Raw genomic sequence first — 16,486 nt, 5'->3', positions numbered from 1 at the left:
GACCGCGGAGGTCAGTCCGAAGCGGTTGAGCTCGCGCAGGAAGTGCCGGGTCGACGTGCGCTTGTCGGCCTCGTCGAGGGTCGGCGCCTTGGCGAGGGTCGAGTAGAGGACGAGGGCGCCGGGCGCCGCCAGGAGCACGCCGTTCGGTTCGCCGTCGCGGCCCCGGACGATCTGTCCGCCCGGCGGGTCGGGCGTCTCGCGGGTGAATCCGGCGGCCCGCACGGCGGCCCGGTTCATCAGGGCCGACTGGTAGAGGTGGAGGACGAAGACGGGGGTGTCGGGGGCGGCGGCGTTGAGCTCGGCGACCGTCGGCATCCGGCGCTCGGCGAACTGCTCGGCCGTCCACCCCGCCGACCACGCGGATCCACTGGCCCCTGGGCGTGCGGCCGGCCTGTTCGCGCAGCATGGCCAGGGCGTGGCGGAGGCTGCGCACGCCGTCCCAGCGCAGCTCCAGGACGTAGTTGAGGCCGCCCCGGATGACGTGCAGGTGAGAGTCGTTCAGGCCGGGGACGACCCGGCGGCCCAGCGCGTCGACGACCCTGGTCCGCGGCCCGACGAGCGGGGCGAGGTCGTGGTCGTCGCCGAGGGCCGTGATCCGGCCGTCCCGGATGGCCACGGCGCGGGCCTCGGGACGGGCCGGGTCGCCCGTGAACACCTTCGCGTTGCGGACGATCAGGTCGGCCTGGCCGGGGTCCTGGCGCGGGGCGGGGACGAGGCCGGCGACCGGCATGCTCGGGTACGGGCCCGTGGGGACGGAGACGGGGACGGGTGCGGAGACGGGTGCGGAGACGGGGACGGGTGCGGGCCTCGGCGTGGTCGCGGGAGTGGGAGCCGCCCCGTCCACGGGCACGGGCCTGGACGCCCCGGTCACGCCAGGGCCTTGCGGAGGGCGTCGGCGGCGAGGCCGATGGCGAGTTCCGCGGCGCGCGTCCCGCGCAGCGCGTCGAGCATGACGAAGTCGTGGAGGGTGCCCTGGACGCGCAGCGCCGTGACGGGCACCCCGGCGGCGCGCAGCTTGTCCGCGTACGCCTCGCCCTCGTCCCGCAGGACGTCCGCCTCGGCCGTGATCACCAGCGCCGGCGGCAGCCCGGTGAGCTGGTCGGTGGTGGCGCGCAACGGGGAGGCGGTGATCTGGGCGCGCTCGGCCTCGTCGGTCGTGTACTGGTCCCAGAACCACTTCATGGCGTCGCGGCGCAGGAAGTAGCCCTCGGCGAAGAGGGCGTACGACTCGGTGTCGAAGCGCGCGTCGGTCACCGGGTAGAACAGCACCTGGTGGACGAGGCGGACGTCGCCGCGCTGCTTGGCCATGAGGGTGAGGGCGGCCGTCATGTTCCCGCCGACCCGAGTCGCCCGCGACGGCGATGCGGGTGCCGTCGAGGTCCTTGTGGTGGCCCTCGCGGGCGACCCACTGGGCGACGCTGTAGTTCTGCTCGATGGCGACGGGGTACCGGGCCTCGGGCGACAGGTCGTACTCGGGGAAGACGACCGCCGCCCCCGCGCCGACCGCGAGCTCGCGGACGAGCCGGTCGTGGGTGTGGGCGTTGCCGAAGACCCAGCCGGCGCCGTGGAGGTAGAGGACGACGGGAAGCGGCCCGGTGACCCCCGCGCGGACGGACGATCCGGACGCGTACGTCTCCGGTGGGACCGCCGTGGACGGTGACCCATTCCTCGTCGACGGCGGGCAGGGGCACGCCGTCACCGCTCTGGACGCCGTCGACCGCCTTGCGGCCGTCGGCGACGGGGAGCTGGTAGAGGAACGGCGGCCTGGGCGGTGGCGTCGGCGAAGGCCTGGGCGGCCGGTTCGAGGACCGGAGGGTGCGGCATGAGGGGTTCTCCTTCGTGGGGACGGTACGTACGGGGCGGGGGCTTGGCAGGGAGGGGCCGGGAGGCGGGCGGGCGATGTGCGTCAGCCGCGGACCAGCGGGGTGTCCACGAGGTGCTCGGCCAGGAACCACACCTGGGCCTCGCCGGTGCGGACGACCTGCGAGACGAGCAGGTCGTTGCTGCCCTCGTCGCCCTCGGCGGAGATGCGGGCGGCGGCGTCGCGCGCGTCGACGAGGATCCGCTCGTGGGCGTCGAGGAGCCGCGACAGCATGACGGGGACCGGCTCGACGCCGTTCGGCGGCCGGGGGATGGCGGTCAGCTCGGCGGCGTGGCGGGGGTCGCCGACGGCGACGCCGCCGAGGCTCTGGACCCGCTCGGCCAGCGCGTCGACGAGGGCGAGCTGCGCCTCCGCGTGCTGGTCGAGCATGAGGTGGAGGGAGTGGAAGGTGGCTCCGCGCATGAGCCAGTGGTGCTTCTTGTAGAGGCCGTACAGCATCTGGGTGTCGGCGAGTACGCGGTTGAGCCGCTGGCAGGCGTACATGCGGGTGTCGTGGCCGAGGCCGATCGGCAGCTGCTTGAGCGTGCCGAACGCCTGGACCTCGGCACCCTTCTGGTGCAGCAGCGGCTGACCGCCGCTGGGCGCGTGGCCGGGTCGGGCGGGCGCCGATCCGGTGATCGTGGATTCCATGAGGGGCTCCTGGTCGGGGGCGGTTCGAGGGGACGAAGAGACGTGATCGGTGACGGGGTGCTGGGGTGGCGGAGTGACGGGGTGGCGGAGTGACGGAGTGACGGGGTGGCGGAGTGACGGAGTGACGGGGTGGCGGAGTGACGGAGTGACGGGGTGGCGGAGTGACGGGGTGGCAGGGCGCCGGAGGAACTGCTCACAAGAGGGCCCGGCCCGGCCGTCAGGCCGGGGTCTTCGGGCGGCCGGGGCCGAGGCCCGGAACCAGGGCGCCACGCCCACGCCCACGCCCACGTCCCGGGTCCCGGCGGCCCCGGCCCGGCCCTCACCGTCCGCCGGAAGGTGCCGTCCGAGGCTCCGCGCGCCGCTCCGGCGGGGGCGTCCGGTGCAGGACGAGCCGGGTGAGCAGGCCGCTGCCGATGCCGGCGGCGAGGGCGAGGGCGGCGTACCCGAGCGGGTACGGCGTGAGGCCGAGGACGGCGTCGACGGACCAGGCCCCGGGGCCGGTGGCGGCGAGGGCGGCGGCCGTTCCGATGAGGACGAGGGGGTATTCGTAACCGTCGTTCTGCACCCACAGGCCGTTGTGCCGCTTCACGGTGAGGGCGACGGTCATGACGCCGACGGCCCCGGTCGCGGCGAGCGGGGTCAGCAGTCCGGCCGCGAGCAGCAGGCCGGAGCCGATCTGGCCCCCGCCGGCCGCCAGGGCGGTGAGCGCACCGCCCCGGAAGCCGTCGGCGCGGAACTCCGCCGCGCCGCCTTCGAGGCCCTTGCCGCCGAGGCGTCGGCTGACCTTCTGCACGCCGTGGCCGGCGATGAGCAGCCCCACCAGCAGCCGCAGGATCAGGATGCCGGTGTCCACGGCGGTCAGCCGGCCGCGTGCGCGCCGATGACGCTCTGGGCGTAGACGACCCCGAGGCCGTACGCGCCGGCGTGGGCCTTGACGACCTCGGTGACGGGTCCGTACGTCTCCTGGCGGGCCCAGTCGCGCTGCAGTTCCAGGAGGACCTGGACCCAGGTCACGGGGACGGCGCCGGCGGCGATCATGCGCTGGAGCGCGTGCTCGTGGGCGGCCGGGGTGACGCCGCCGGAGGCGTCGGCGACGACGTACACCTCGTAGCCCTGCTCCAGCGCGGAGAGGGCGGGGAGCACCAGGCAGACCTCGGTCCACAGGCCGGACAGGATGATCTTCTTGCGGCCGGTCGCCTTGACCGCCGCGACGAGCGCCTCGTCCTCCCAGGCGTTCATGGTCGTGCGGTCGATGATCTCGTGCTTGGGGAAGACCGCGGCCAGCTGGGGCAGCAGGGGGCCGGAGAAGGTGTCGGCGGCGACGGTCGTCAGGACGACGGGCACGTCGAAGACCTCCGCCGCCTTGGCGAGCCCGACGGTGCTGTTGATGATGGCGGCCCGGTCGCCGCTGCCGGTGCCGAAGAACATCTGGGGCTGGTGGTCCACGAAGAGCATGACCGCGTTGTCGGGCGTGAGGAGGTCCGCGCTCGGGGCGGCCTGCACCTGGGTGACGTCGAACATGAGGGGTGGTCCCTTCGGAAGGATCGGGGTGTTCCGTTCGGTGCCCGCCGCTCTCGCGGCCGGCACGTCCCGAAGCTACGGCCGGTCCGATCACCCGACTTTCCTCCCCGTGCCCTGGAGTTGGCACGACAGCGCACCGGTGTGCGCTGCCGTGCCGGCCGCTCAGCGGGCGGGCAGGGCGTCCAGCCGTTTCCGTGCGCCGGCGACGATCTCGGCGTCGGCCGCGTCGGCGAGTTCGAGGACCTCGGCGAGGTGGCGGCGGGCCTCCGCGACCTCGCCCAGCTCGATCAGGGCCTCGCCCGTGCCCAGGAGGGCGCTCGCCTGCATGTGCGTCATCCCGAGGGTCCGGAAGCGGTCCAGCGCCTCGCGGTGACGGTCCAGCGCCTCGCTCCACTCACCCGTCTCGGCGTGGTCGAGGCCGAGCGCGTACGTGGTGTGGGCCCGGACCATGTCCGCCAGGTGGGCGCCGACCTCCTTGTCGGGCGCGTCGAGGAACGCGATGACGCGCAGGTTCTCCGTGTGCGCCGCCGCGCCGAGGCCCAGGGCGCGCAGGCAGGACCCGAGGTTGACCATGGCCCCGAGCCAGCCCTCGCGGTCGCCGACTCCCTCGTACAGCTCGACGGAGGCGCGGGCCTTGTCGACGGCTTCCTGGAGTTCGCCCAGCTTCCGGTGGGCGACGGCCGCGTGCGAGAGTGCGGAGGCCTGCTGCGGGACGTCGCCGGCGAGACGCGCGCAGGCGAACCCGTTCCCGGCCTGTTCGATGGCCTCCCGGTAGCGGTGGTCGCACACGATGAGGGCCCAGGCGTGCATGTTGTGGCTGTAGGCGCGCATGCCGGGGTCGTCGAGCGCCGCGGCCGAGCGGCCCGCGAGCTCGTACAGTTCGGACCAGTGGCCCCAGAAGACCCAGAGGTTGCAGAACCACTCCATGGCGTCGCCCGTCTCCACGACGCGCCGGTGCTCGCCCTTCCGCGCGGCGGCGCGCAGGGCCGCGAGCCAGGACGGAGCCTCGCCCTGCAGCCAGGTCCTGGCCTCCTCGGCGTTCTCCAGGGGGGACGAACTCCCGCCCACGCCAGGAGGCCGGGGGCGCACCGTACTTGGGCTTGTACCAGCGTCCGGCGACCACGGCCGTCTCCAGCAGCCAGCCGCGCAGCCGGTCCTCCGCCGCGTCCCGCTCCTCGGGCGTCTCCTCGCGTCCGAGGCGTCCGCGGGCGAACAGCCTGAGCAGGTCGTGGAGTTGGTAGCGACCGCCGGAGGTGGCCTGGAGCAGCCCGGCCTCGACCAGCTCCTCCATCACGTCCTCGGCGTCGAAGACGTCGGCTTCGGCCAGACAGGCGCCGTACGCGGCGGTCATGTCGGGCCCCGGAACCAGGCTCAGCAGGCGCATCATCCGGGCGGCCGCGCCCGTCAGCTCCCGGTAGGACAGCTCGAACGCAGCCTCCACCCGTACGTCGTCGGTGGTGAGGGCGCCCAGCCGGCGTTCCTCGTCGGACAGGCGGCGGGCGAGCCGGTCGACGGTCCAGGCCGATCTGATGTCCAGCCAGTTGCCGGCCACGCGGAGGGCGAGCGGCAGGCGTCCGCACATCTCCGCGACCCTCGCCACGGCCTCGGGTTCCGCGTCGGCCCGCTCCTCGCCGAGGATGCGGCGGAGCAGCTCGACCGACTCGTCCCGGGCCATCTCCTCCAACGGCAGCCGGGCGACGTCCTCCAGCCCCGTCAGCGGGCGCCGGCTGGTCACGAGGACGAGGCTGCTCCCGCCGGAGGGCAGCAACGGGCGCACCTGTCCCTCGTCGCGCGCGTTGTCCAGGACGACGAGATGGCGCCCTTCGCTCAGCAGCGCCCGCAGCAGTCCCGCGTGGCCGGCGGCGCCCTCCTGGCTCAGCCGGCGGTCCGACACCCCGAGGGCCTTGAGCAGCTTGAGCAGGGCCTCCCCCGGGTCGACGGGGCCGTCGACGCCGTGCAGGTCCACCATGAAGCGGCCCTGCGGGAAGTCCTCGGCCAGCTCCTCGACCGCCTGGAGCGCCAGGGTCGTCTTGCCGCACCCGGGCGGACCGGAGATCACCGCCACCGACGCACCGGTGCCGGTGCCTGTGCCGGGGCCGGCGCCTGTCCCGGTGCCAGTACTGGGGGCGGATCCGCTGCCAGATCCGGGTCCGGTGCCTGTGCCGGTCCGCCCGGCGATCGCCTTCAGGCGGGCCAGCTGCGGGGCCCGCCCGGTGAAGTCGCGTACGGGCCGGGGCGGCTCAGCGGCGCCCGCGGCCGCCACCGTACGCGTGGGCCGCCCGGCCCGTCCCGCCGCCAGCAGGACCTCCCGCTCGGCCTCCGCGAGCCCGAGCCCGTCCGCCAGCGCCACGACGGTACGCCGCTGCGGTACGCGACTGCGGCCCCGCTCCATGTCGCCGATGGCCCGGACGCTGACCCCCGACGCCTCGGACAACTCCTCCAGCGTCAGACGGGCCCGCTGTCGCAGCGCACGCAGGACTGCCCCGTAGGGCTCTTCTCCGGACATGACTCCCCTTGATCGTCTCGAACCCGAGGGTATGCCGTGCCTGCGCGTGCCCTGCGGAGAGTCAGGAAGGCATCGAGTCCCGGACCGCGTCGAGGATCGCACCGTGGTCGAAGGCCAGCGGCGGCAGGCTGTCGTACGGCCACCAGACGGCCTTGGCCGCGTCGTCGCCCGCTACGACCTCGGTGTCGGCCGGGACGACGGCCAGGTAGACCACGGTGACGTACCGGCCGCGCGGGTCGCGACCGGGCTCGTCCCACGCGCCGACCTGGAACAGGGCGGCAGGGTCCACCAGGACGCCCGTCTCCTCCCCGAGCTCCCGGGCCGCCGCCTCCTGGCTGCTCTCTCCGGCGTCCACGTGACCACCGGGCAGCGCCCAGAGCCCCTTGAAGGGATCCCGGCCCCGCTCGACGAGCAGGACACGGCCGTCCTCGGTGACGGTCACCACGTCGGCCGTCAGGCGGACGCTCTCGTAGCTCTCGGTCATGTCGTTCCTCTCGAAGGCGTTCGGACGGAGCGGCCGTGCGGGTCGGCCCGCGCGGGGATGGGATCGGGATCGTCCTCGCCGGCCCGGGCCGACCGGGGGTCACCGGCCACTCGCCCCGGCCCTCTCCAGCTCATCGAGCCGGGCGAGGATGCGCCTGGGGAGCTCGGCGGCCGTCAGCCGGAAGGGGGTCCAGCGGTCCCTGGACTCCGGCTTCATCGACGCCGAGAACCGGTACCGTCCCTTGCTGTTCGGCTCCGCCACCATCTCCCCGAAGGCTGTGCTCGGTATCAGCCAGGCCGTCATGATCGCCCCTCGCTCGACGTCCACCGCGACGAACAACACGTCCAGGTCCGCCCGCGGTTGGAACGTCTGCGAGCGCACGAAGGCCATCAGCCTGCCCTGCCGGACCTGCGTTCCGGTGGACATCCTCGCCTTCACCTGCACCGCCAGGGTCGCGGAGCTCCCGCGCCTGTGGAAGACGAGGTCCACGCCCTCGTCGTCCACGAGCGAGGTGGAGACGTTCAGTTCGCCGCCCGTGGCGAGGATGGACGAGGCCGCGACCAGGTACTCGGCGGCCTTCCCCATGCGTGCGGCCGCCGGGCTCTTTTCCAGGTAGTCCTCGTCGTCACTCATGACGGGAATCTACCGAGCGCGGATCCGGGCGACCATCCGTACCCGGGGATCTCACCGAGGCTCCCAGCGGATCGGAATGCCTTGGTGGAAGGCCCCCTTTGCGCCCGTATGCTTGTGCGAGCTCAAGGAGGAAGGCAGGAGGCGACGGCGGTGAAGCTTGCCGAGGCGCTGGCAGAACGTGCGGAGGCGACGCGACGCGTGGAGCAGTTGCGCACACGTGTCGTCGGCAACGCGCGGTACCAGGAGGGGGAGACGCCCTCCGAGGACGCGGCACAGCTGCTGGCCGAGACCGGTGAGGTGCTCGACACCCTCGAAGCCCTGATCCGGCGGATCAACCGGACCAACGCCACGGTGGAGATGGGCCCGGACGGTACGCTCACCGACGCGCTCGCGCGGCGGGACGTCCTGCGGCTGCGCCATTCGGTGGTCACCGCGGCGGCGGACGCGGCAGCGGGCACGGGAGACCGCGGCCACGGCCGTCAGCTCCGGTCCGAGCTGCTGATGCTCTCCGCGCTACCGGTCCCGGAACTCCGAGCGCGGGCGGACGCCCTGGCCAAGGAGATCCGCGAGGTCGACGTACGGATCCAGCGGAAGAACTGGGAAGTCGACCTGCTGGAGTGACCGGACCGACCGGACGGACCGGACCGACCGGTCCGGCAGAGCAGGACGGTGTGGAGCAGGTAGTTGCTCCGGAGGCGTGCACACCCCGAGGGCCGGCGGGTTCTCCGGCCCACCTGTGGTGCGTGAAGAGCAACGCGGGGTTCGATTCCCCATCGACGGTGCAGCTCAGCACGGCGTACAGGTAACGGTGCACAGCGCACGGCACATCACCACGTGCAGATCCGGAGCGGCGAGGGCGGGTTCGGGGTTTTCCACACCACGGACGAGAATGGTCAGGGCCGGCGGCAGTGCGCGAGATCGGGGGGAAGACCGTGAGCCGACCAGTGCTGTTCCTCGACGTAGACGGGCCGCTCAATCCTTATGCGGCCAAGCCGGAGCGGCGTCCCGACGGCTACACCACGATCCGCGTGCCCCGTGACGGCGGGGCTGGGACGGAGGAGGTGAGCCTGTCGTCCCGGCGGCGTCCCCTGCGGGTCTGGCTCCATCCGGAGCACGGGCGAACCCTGCTCGGGCTCGGATACGAGCTGTGCTGGGCCACCACGTGGATGGGCAAGGCCAACCGGTGGATCGCACCGGTCCTCGGCCTTCCGGAGCTTCCCTTCGTGGACTTCGGCGACGCCCTGCTGCGAGAACGCCCTGATGGCGTGCACTGGAAGACCGGTCCGCTGGTCGACCACGCGCGCGGCCGCCCCTTCGCCTGGGTGGACGACGAGCTGAGCGGGCTGGATCAGGCGTACGTGACCGCACATCACCGCGGCCCCGGGCTCCTGCACCACGTCGATCCGCGGATCGGCCTGCGGGAGGACGACTTCCGCACGCTCGCCGGGTTCGCCCGGTCGCCGGCCGCTCCGCGTCCCCCCGCGTGAGCCGCGGGCCCCGGCGTTCCGGAGACCGGGCCGCTGCCCTCGGCTCGCAGCGGCGTTGCGCTCCGCCGACGACCGGCGGGCCGTCTACTGTCGGCGTGTGGACCACCCCGACCAGCGCGCCGAAGGCGCGGGACCGTTCACCACCCGCCTCACCTGGCATCCGCCCGAAGGCGGCACCGCCGTCTGGGATTCCAGGACCGCCCGGCGCCGAGGCCTGATCACCGTCCGTCCACCGGGTGCGCCCGGCCCCCGGCACGCCGGCGCCGACGACACCGTCCTCGCCCGGCTGCGCAGGCTCAACGCGATCGCGGCCACCGCCTTCGTCATCGGCAGAGCCCTCTTCGCCGCCGGCGCGTCCATCGCGCAGTTCGGCTCCGGCGACGCCACCGTCTGTGCTTCGGTCTACTTCGCCGGCGGTCTGTGCTTCAACACGGGCGGCTACATCTCGCTGCTCCAGGTCGTCAACGCCCCGCGCCACGTGCCCGGCGGGCAGGCCGCCCTGGTCGCGCGACGGTGGCGGTGGTGGAGCTACGAGCCGATGCGGGTCGACTGGCTGAGCGCGTTCGTCCTGTTCGCCGGCACGCTGGTGTTCGCCGTCGACCTGCTCGACTCGTTCCTCCAGGGCCTGACCGTCCAGCAGGTCAACCGGCTGATCTGGGCCCCGGACGTGATCGGCTGCATCCTCTTCCTGATCTCCGGCCACCTCGCGTTCGTGGAGATCTGCCACGGCCGGCCGTGCGTCGGACGGCGGAGCCTCGGATGGTGGAGCCTCGGGTGGTGGATCGTCGCCGTGAACCAGCTGGGCTCGGTCCTGTTCATGGTCTCGGCCCTCGCCGCCTACACACGCCCCGCCACCGGCAGCCTGGTCAACGCGGACATCGCCAACTGGGGAACGCTGACCGGCGCCCTCTGCTTCTCCGTGGGCGGCGTCCTCCAGCACGGTGAACGCCCTTGAGCCCGGCCCCTCGTCGTGACGTCAGCCGTCGGCGAGCGCCGTCACGACGAGGTCGGTGAGCAGGGCGCCGGCCGTGCCCTCGGGGTCGAGGTCGGGGTCGTAGATCGTGACGTTGAGCCCGACGCAGCGCGGCGAGCGGACGAGCGGCCGGAGCAGCGCCACCAGCTCGTCCGGCAGCAGGCCGTCGGGGTCGGGGCTGTCGACGGCCGGCATGACGGTGGGGTCGAGCACGTCGGCGTCGAGGTGTACCCAGAAACCGGCCAGGGCGGTGTTCTCCAGACTGACGGCGGTCGCGGACCCGAGCTCGCCGGCGCCCCGTGCGCGGAGTTCGGACACGGTCACGACGGGGACCCTCAGTTCGCGGAGCTGGGTGATCTCGGGGTCGTCCGCGTAGGCGTCCCGGGTGCCGAGCGCGCGTACGTCCTCGTCCCGGAGGTAGGGGCGCAGCCCCTCCAGGTCGGTCAGATCGCTCTGCCCCCGACCCGTCGCCAGCGCCAGCTCCTCACCGCCGGCCGCACCGATCCGGTCCGAGTTGCCGGGGTTGCGGAAGTCGGGAGAGGCGTCGACGGAGGCGAGACCGTAGCGGCCCAGCCGGCGCAGGGCGAGCGCGGCACCCAGCTGGATGGAGCAGTCGCCGCCGAGGACGAGTGTGAAGTCCCCGGCCGAGACATGGCGTTCGATCCGGTCGGCCAGGCGGATCGTGTACGCGGCGAGGGCGGCCGCGTTGAAGACGCCGTCGCCCTCCTGCCAGTCGCCGCGGTCGTACCTGGGCGGTACGACCACCCCGCCCTCGAACGCCCCGAGCCGTCTCATGATGCCGTTCTCGCGCAGCGCCCCGGCCAGTTTGTAGCAGCCGGGAACGGTGCCGGGGGCGGGTGGGCGCAGGCCGAGGTTGGACGGGGCATCGATGATCACGGTGTTCCGCATGCGGTCATCCTCACCACGCCGGCGAGCCGACGCAACGGCCGCACGGACCGCCGCCCCGCACCCGGCCGAACCCTCCGCAGCCGTAGCACCCTTGCCCGCGAGGTCACCGGACGGGATCCCGTCTTAGGCTGCAAGGGTTGAACGAGGGACGACAGGGAGAGTGAGTCGCGTGGCAGCTGCCAGGATCGCGATCGTGACCAGCGAGGCCGGCATGGAATGGGACACCGATCTCCCGTTGCTCGTGGAGGCGTTGCGCGCGAACGGTGTGACGACCTCCGCGGTGGCCTGGGACGCACAGGCCGTGGCCTGGGACGGCTTCGACCTGGCGGTCATCCGGTCGACCTGGGACTACGCGGAACGCGTCGACGAGTACCTGGCCTGGGCCGACCGGACGGACCGCCTCACGAGCCTGTGGAACCCCGCTCCGGTGGTGCGCTGGAGCAGCGACAAGCGCTATCTGTCGGACCTTGCCGAGCAGGGGGTGGCCGTCGTTCCCACCCGCTTCGTCGAACCGGGCACGCCGTACGACGAAGCCGAACTCCTCGGCACCGGAGCGGTGGTGGTCAAGCCCGTGGTATCCGCGGGTGCGCTCGACACCGCACGCTACGAGCCCGACCAGCACGCCGCCGCCAAGCGGCACGTCCGGACGCTTCTGGACCAGGGCCGGGCCGTGATGGTCCAGCCGTACCTGCGACTCGTGGAGGAAGGCGAACGGGCACTGGTCTTCATCTCGGGCACGTTCAGCCACGCCATCCGCAAGGGCCCCGTACTGACCGAGTCCGGAGTGATCGACAACGACCGCGTGCCGCACCCCGACGTCATCCCCTACCAGCCGACCGACGAAGAGATCTCGGCGGCGCTGGCCGCGCTGGCGGCCGTCCCGACTCCGGAGTCACCGCTGTTCGCCCGGGTGGACCTGGTTCTGGACGAGACCAGGAAGCCCGTGGTGATGGAGCTGGAACTGATCGAGCCGAACCTGTTCCTCGGCCTCCAGCCGGACGGCCTGAAGCGCCTCGTCGACGCCATGACGGCCAAGGTCCGGCCGACCGGGTCCTGAGAGCGCACGACACGCACGGGCGGGGCCGAGGACGGTTGAGGTTCTGGCCCTGTCCACCACACCGATCGGCCGGTTCGTGAGGGTGTGAGCGTGGAGTCGGCACTCAGGGCCGACTGCCGGGCTCGTCACGGAAGGGGCTCGACTCCGCGTGATGAGCCCGGATCGCGACTCCGGGTCCGGGTCCGGGTCCGGGTCAGGTGAGTGGGTCGAGGTCGGCGAGGAGCCGGGCGACACCGAGACCGGTGGTGAGGTACTGCTCGAAGACCGGATTGTTCAGAGCCCAAGGAGATCGCTTCCGCCGGATGACCCCGATCGCCGCTTCCGCCTCCTGCCCCAGCTCGATCAGTGCCTGCCCCACGACCAGCCCGGATCGGTTGTAGCCGGCGTTGCACCGGACCAGCACGGAGCGGCCGTCGCGGACCGCCTGGGCGGCGACGAGGGCGAGGTCCTGGACCTTGTGGATCTGCGCGGCGGTGAGCGGGCCGTCGGGGGTGTCGGCGACGTGGTGCTCGACGGCTGGGTCAGGGCCGTGACCGGGTCGGGTGAACAGGCTGATGACCAGGTCGAACTCGCTCCCGACGACTGCGGGCCGGCTCACACCGCTGACATCCCTCCAGTGGTGGCCGCCCATCCACAGTCCTGGTGCCACCTCGTTCCACGGCGCGCCCGGATCGGGCAGGCCCCTGTCCTTCTGTCGTGCCTTCATGTGTACCCCTCCGGGTCCCGGACATCAGCGTCATCCGTCGTTCCACCGGGCCTCGTGCTCGTCGACCGGTGGCGCCGCGACGCCGAGGTGCGGGCTGGAGAACCCATACGATCCCGCCCGCAGCTCCGTCAGCAACCCGACGGCAGGCTCGCCCACGCGGCACGGGGCGGACGGCGAGGGCGGTTCCGCGGCCGTGGCGGGCCGCGGAACCGCCGGTCGACCGTCAGGACGTCGGCGTCTCCCCCGGCCCTGTCTTCGGGGCCGGTTCGGTGCGCCACAGGTGAAGCGCGTCGGCCTCGCCGAGCCCCTCGGTGGCCTGGTGGCGTTGCGCGTCGGTGAGCTCCAGGGAGTTCAGGCGGCGACGCCACTCCTCAAGGCCTTCGGTCTCCTCCAGGGCACTCGCGAGCTCGATCAGGGTGGCGAGCGTCCGGGCCACGTCGAGGGGTGGGGCGGTGTCCCCGTGCCTGCGCAGGGCCGTGATGAGGACCTTGAGGGCCGTGCGGTCGTCGTTCTTGAACTCGCTGAGGATGCGGGCGTTGTCGAGGGCCTTGGCCAGGCCCGCGAGGGTTTTCGACCCGCCGTACTCCAGCTCCGCGGGCTCGTCCCTCTGGATGAAGATGATCGAGTTCCCGGACGGGTCGACCAGGGTGAACCGGCTCGCCCCGGGCCGGAACCGGGTGATCCGCGGCCTGCCCTTGGCCAGGACCTTTCCGTAGGCGGCGCGCATCGCGCGGGTGAACTCCGCGTGGTACGGCGCGACCTCGTCGACCAGGACGAGGCAGGCGCCGGCGTCCTCCTGGCTCGGGTCGACGTTCTTCGGAGGCATCCCGAAGTGCAGCGCGAAGCCGGACCACTCCAGCACCAGGTAGACGTAGGGCCGCGTCTGCTTGTACGTGGCCTCGAACCCGAGCGCCTGGTAGAACTCAAGCGTCTCCTCCACCGACACGCACGGCAGCACCGGCACCGTGGTCTCGTTCGCCCGCACATTCGCCTCTGTCACCCTCGCCACCCCTTCGACTCCTTCTCCCGCTCCCGCGGCAGGCCCCGGAGCACCGAGCCTGCCGCAATTCGGGTCCCGCCGCCCATGAGACTTTTATGTCGCCCTTATGTCTGCAGGCGGAAGGGCTGCGGGCCGGCGGGGGGGCCGGGAACGTGCGTAAGCCCCGGCCAAGAAGCCGGGAGCCAAGCGAAGGGGGCGGAGTGCGCGCGCCCTCGCGTCAGTCCTGGGAGGCCTCGGCGCGTCCGGCTGTGCGGCGGCGGAAGGCTCGTTCTGGGGCGGAGCGGAGGCGGGGCGTCCCCTTCAGCCAGTGGGCTCCCCGCAGGACGGGGCTACGATGCGACGGCCCGCGGCAACGAGCCGTCAACGGAGGCCACGATGTTCGGCTCCGGCCACGGGCGCGGCGAGCGAGCGGGGCAACCCCGCACTCTCCCTGGCCGTGTCGGCCTTCGACTCGGCGATCGCCTCCAACCTGATTCACCGGGGCGCGGACCCGGACCACCGGTTGGCCGACGGAACCACGCCCCGACTGCGGGCCATCGACAGCGGCTCCGTCGGTCTCGCGTACTGCCTGCTCGGCGACGCGGCGCGGCTCGATGAAGCGGCCCGCGTGCACCTGTTGGAACGGGCCCGGCAGTGGCACGAGAAGGGCGCGGTCGCCCGCGCGTGCGCCCTCGAATACCCCGACATGGACCATGCCGCCTGGTGGGAGATCATCTGTACCGTGGCCGAGAGGCAGGACGTGGAGACCTGGGAGGCTGCGGGCTCATCCCGATCCCCTGTACCGCCGCTTCGGCGCGGAGGTGCTGAACCGCCTCTACCTCGGGGACGTCACGTCAGACGCCCCAAGCCCTTTCGAACGACGCGCCCTTGAACTGTTCCTCGACTGGGCCGCGCAAGAGGAACACCCGGACGTCCTCACCGCGGTCCTGCACGGACTCGGCGAACACGAGGATCCGAGGATCGAACCGCTGGGGCTTCGCTTCCTCGCCCACTCCGCTCCCTCGGTGCGTACGGGGGTCATCGCGACACTGAGCACCGTGTACTCGGAGAGGTCCGGGCGGACGACGTTCACCCCCGAGGGGCTGAACGCCCTCCTCGTGCTGGCCCAGGACACCGGCACCTCCGTTCGCCAGGCCGCCGGCTACCAGCTCGCACACAGCCTCAACCCGGATCCCGCCGTGGGGGACACACTGGCCGGTCTGCTCGACGACGAGGATCAGCACACGCGCATCTGGGTCGCATTCGGGCTGGCCGTGCGGGACGATCCGAGGTGCGTCGAAGGCGCCGACAAGGTGGGTCCCGTCGACGACCGCCCCTCTTGGTCCTGGATCCTCGACGCGCCCGCACGGTACGAGGAGCGCCGGAAGGCACGGGGTGGACCGACGAGCGGCGAGTGACGGCCCTGAGTCCCCCCGGGCTCCCAGGCCCCCAGGGCCTCCGCCGCCGTCCGCCGTCCGCCGTCCGCCGTCCGAGGGGCGACATCCCCTCCACGGGACCGCCCGGCGTGAGGAACACGTTCAGCCGCTCCCCCCGATGGCCTCAAGCGGCTACGAACCGCGGGTGAAGCAGTGCAGCCGGTCGACCTCGGTGAAACCGGCCCGGTCGTACAGGCCGTTGGCAGCGGTGCGGTCGCGTTCGGTGTCGCCGGGCGGGGCGTCGTCGTCGACGTAGAGGATCACCTCGCGGGCACCGATCCCGGCCAGCTCGTCGAGGGCCGAGCCGAGCAGCGCCAGGCCCGTGCCTCGCCCGCGGGCGGCCTGGGCCACGCCGATCCACCACAGCACTCCGACGCCGTCGACGGGGCGGCCGATGGTGGCCTCCGCGAGGAGTTCCGCGCCGTCACGGACCTCCAGTCGCCGGCCCGGAGGGTCCTCGCACTCCTCCACGGTGCAGCGCTCGGCGCGCGGGAGTCCCGCGACCGGCAGGTCCGCGCGCATGTAGCGCCACGAGTCGCGACCGGTGAACCCAGCGGCTTCGAGGGCCTTGAGCGTCGCGGGGCGGTGGCGGGCCGGCAGGCCCTCCAGCCCGAGGGTGAGGGCGGAGGCGAACTCGAAGGCGTGCACCGTGCCCGTGCCGAGCCGGTGGAGCGCCCGGGAGATCAGGGCCTCGGCCAGGCCCTCGTCCTCTCGGCAGTGCAGCCACAGGATGAACCCGGACTGGTCCGAAGGGCGCCTTGCGTACGAGACGGCGCCGAGCACCTGGTCCGTCGCGTCACAGATCACCTCCGTGACGGGCGCCTCAAGCTCGTCCCACCATCCGCCGTCGACCGGTGAGCGGCCCGCCAGCGCCTCGGCCAGCATCCCGGCGTGGCCGGCGGCTGGCCGGGCAAGCGATCGGCGCCCACCAGGCCGAGCACCGCCGCCTCGTCTCCGGGGTGGTACGCCCGCACCGAGAGTCCTGCCGCCGAACGGGGAGTCGTGAACGCCACGAGCGCGATCCGCCTTTCATGCCACATGTCCTCCCTGTCCACCCTGCCGCCACTCCCGTCCCGCCCGCCACCACTTTTCTCCCGGCCTCGGCCACCCCTCTCGGACTCAGGCGGTCGGCGCAGCACCACCGGGCACCGACACCGGAGGCCGGGCACCGGAGACCGGGCACCACCGCGATCCGTTCCGTGCCCCCAGCCCCTCGGCTCGGCTCTCACAGGCCCTCGACAGCGATGAGCCCCGTGATGAAAATGGGAGCCCACGTCACGCGA

At 72.8% G+C, this 16,486-nt stretch carries 15 protein-coding genes and 3 pseudogenes; 5 read left to right on the top strand and 13 right to left on the bottom strand.

The genetic code is table 11. From position 1 onward, the window contains the following. From ABD981_RS11915 to ABD981_RS11880, 9 genes and pseudogenes are all read right to left on the bottom strand, one after another. A pseudogene (locus tag ABD981_RS11915) lies at nt 1–730 on the bottom strand (amidohydrolase family protein); the annotation flags it as partial. A 137-nt stretch (nt 731–867) separates the two neighbouring features. Next, nucleotides 868–1,824: pseudogene (locus tag ABD981_RS11910) on the bottom strand (alpha/beta hydrolase). A gap of 82 nt (nt 1,825–1,906) precedes the next feature. Beyond that, nucleotides 1,907–2,512 (bottom strand): Dps family protein, encoded by a 606-nt coding sequence (locus ABD981_RS11905; protein ID WP_046906143.1) that lies wholly within the window; start codon nt 2,510–2,512, stop codon nt 1,907–1,909. A 319-nt stretch (nt 2,513–2,831) separates the two neighbouring features. Then, on the bottom strand, nt 2,832–3,365 hold the full coding sequence (locus tag ABD981_RS11900; protein WP_046906144.1) for a DoxX family membrane protein: 534 nt from the start codon (nt 3,363–3,365) through the stop codon (nt 2,832–2,834). A gap of 5 nt (nt 3,366–3,370) precedes the next feature. After that, entirely contained in the window at nt 3,371–4,033 is a 663-nt protein-coding gene (locus tag ABD981_RS11895; protein WP_046906145.1) for a hydrolase, read from the bottom strand. Nucleotides 4,034–4,195: 162 nt separating this feature from the next. Continuing rightward, a complete protein-coding gene (locus ABD981_RS11890; protein WP_345529044.1) occupies nt 4,196–5,101 on the bottom strand; it encodes a tetratricopeptide repeat protein in 906 nt (301 codons plus the stop codon). Nucleotides 5,102–5,813: 712 nt separating this feature from the next. Beyond that, nucleotides 5,814–6,539: pseudogene (locus ABD981_RS38885) on the bottom strand (helix-turn-helix domain-containing protein); the annotation flags it as partial. Between the two features lie 61 nt (nt 6,540–6,600). Then, complete coding sequence (locus ABD981_RS11885) at nt 6,601–7,023, bottom strand: NUDIX domain-containing protein (protein ID WP_046906147.1); 423 nt, start codon at nt 7,021–7,023, stop codon at nt 6,601–6,603. A 99-nt stretch (nt 7,024–7,122) separates the two neighbouring features. Further along, the gene (locus tag ABD981_RS11880) at nt 7,123–7,656 is read right to left on the bottom strand and encodes a hypothetical protein (protein ID WP_046906148.1); all 534 of its coding nucleotides are present in this window, start codon (nt 7,654–7,656) and stop codon (nt 7,123–7,125) included. A gap of 150 nt (nt 7,657–7,806) precedes the next feature. Between ABD981_RS11880 and ABD981_RS11875 the strand changes: the two genes are divergently transcribed. The 3 genes from ABD981_RS11875 (at nt 7,807) to ABD981_RS11865 (ending at nt 10,098) form a co-directional block, all read left to right on the top strand. Next, on the top strand, nt 7,807–8,277 hold the full coding sequence (locus ABD981_RS11875; protein WP_046906149.1) for a DIP1984 family protein: 471 nt from the start codon (nt 7,807–7,809) through the stop codon (nt 8,275–8,277). A 311-nt stretch (nt 8,278–8,588) separates the two neighbouring features. Then, entirely contained in the window at nt 8,589–9,143 is a 555-nt protein-coding gene (locus tag ABD981_RS11870; RefSeq protein WP_046906254.1) for a hypothetical protein, read from the top strand. Between the two features lie 97 nt (nt 9,144–9,240). Next, nucleotides 9,241–10,098 carry a hypothetical protein gene (locus ABD981_RS11865; RefSeq protein ID WP_046906255.1) on the top strand — a complete coding sequence of 286 codons (858 nt, stop codon included), beginning with the start codon at nt 9,241–9,243 and terminating at the stop codon, nt 10,096–10,098. A gap of 21 nt (nt 10,099–10,119) precedes the next feature. On the opposite strand, the gene ABD981_RS11860 is transcribed toward ABD981_RS11865, so the two are convergent. After that, the gene (locus ABD981_RS11860; RefSeq protein WP_046906150.1) at nt 10,120–11,025 is read right to left on the bottom strand and encodes an arginase family protein; all 906 of its coding nucleotides are present in this window, start codon (nt 11,023–11,025) and stop codon (nt 10,120–10,122) included. Nucleotides 11,026–11,194: 169 nt separating this feature from the next. Between ABD981_RS11860 and ABD981_RS11855 the strand changes: the two genes are divergently transcribed. Beyond that, nucleotides 11,195–12,082, top strand: coding sequence for an ATP-grasp domain-containing protein (locus ABD981_RS11855; RefSeq protein WP_338058626.1), 888 nt, complete (start codon nt 11,195–11,197; stop codon nt 12,080–12,082). A gap of 193 nt (nt 12,083–12,275) precedes the next feature. Here the strand turns inward: ABD981_RS11855 and ABD981_RS11850 are convergent, their stop codons facing one another. Further along, nucleotides 12,276–12,788 carry a protein-tyrosine phosphatase family protein gene (locus ABD981_RS11850; RefSeq protein ID WP_046906151.1) on the bottom strand — a complete coding sequence of 171 codons (513 nt, stop codon included), beginning with the start codon at nt 12,786–12,788 and terminating at the stop codon, nt 12,276–12,278. A gap of 223 nt (nt 12,789–13,011) precedes the next feature. Beyond that, nucleotides 13,012–13,788: a VOC family protein gene (locus ABD981_RS11845; RefSeq protein ID WP_240495110.1), complete on the bottom strand. Its 777-nt coding sequence runs from the start codon at nt 13,786–13,788 to the stop codon at nt 13,012–13,014. Nucleotides 13,789–14,588: 800 nt separating this feature from the next. On the opposite strand from ABD981_RS11845, the gene ABD981_RS11840 reads away from it, so the two are divergent. After that, a complete protein-coding gene (locus tag ABD981_RS11840) occupies nt 14,589–15,185 on the top strand; it encodes a HEAT repeat domain-containing protein (protein WP_046906153.1) in 597 nt (198 codons plus the stop codon). A gap of 150 nt (nt 15,186–15,335) precedes the next feature. Here the strand turns inward: ABD981_RS11840 and ABD981_RS11835 are convergent, their stop codons facing one another. Beyond that, entirely contained in the window at nt 15,336–16,088 is a 753-nt protein-coding gene (locus ABD981_RS11835; RefSeq protein ID WP_345529039.1) for a GNAT family N-acetyltransferase, read from the bottom strand. Nucleotides 16,089–16,486 lie beyond the last annotated feature (398 nt).

The sequence above is a fragment of the Streptomyces showdoensis genome (assembly GCF_039535475.1).
GTDB classification, from domain to species: Bacteria; Actinomycetota; Actinomycetes; order Streptomycetales; family Streptomycetaceae; genus Streptomyces; species Streptomyces showdoensis.
This window is presented reverse-complemented; position numbering and strand designations above follow the sequence as displayed.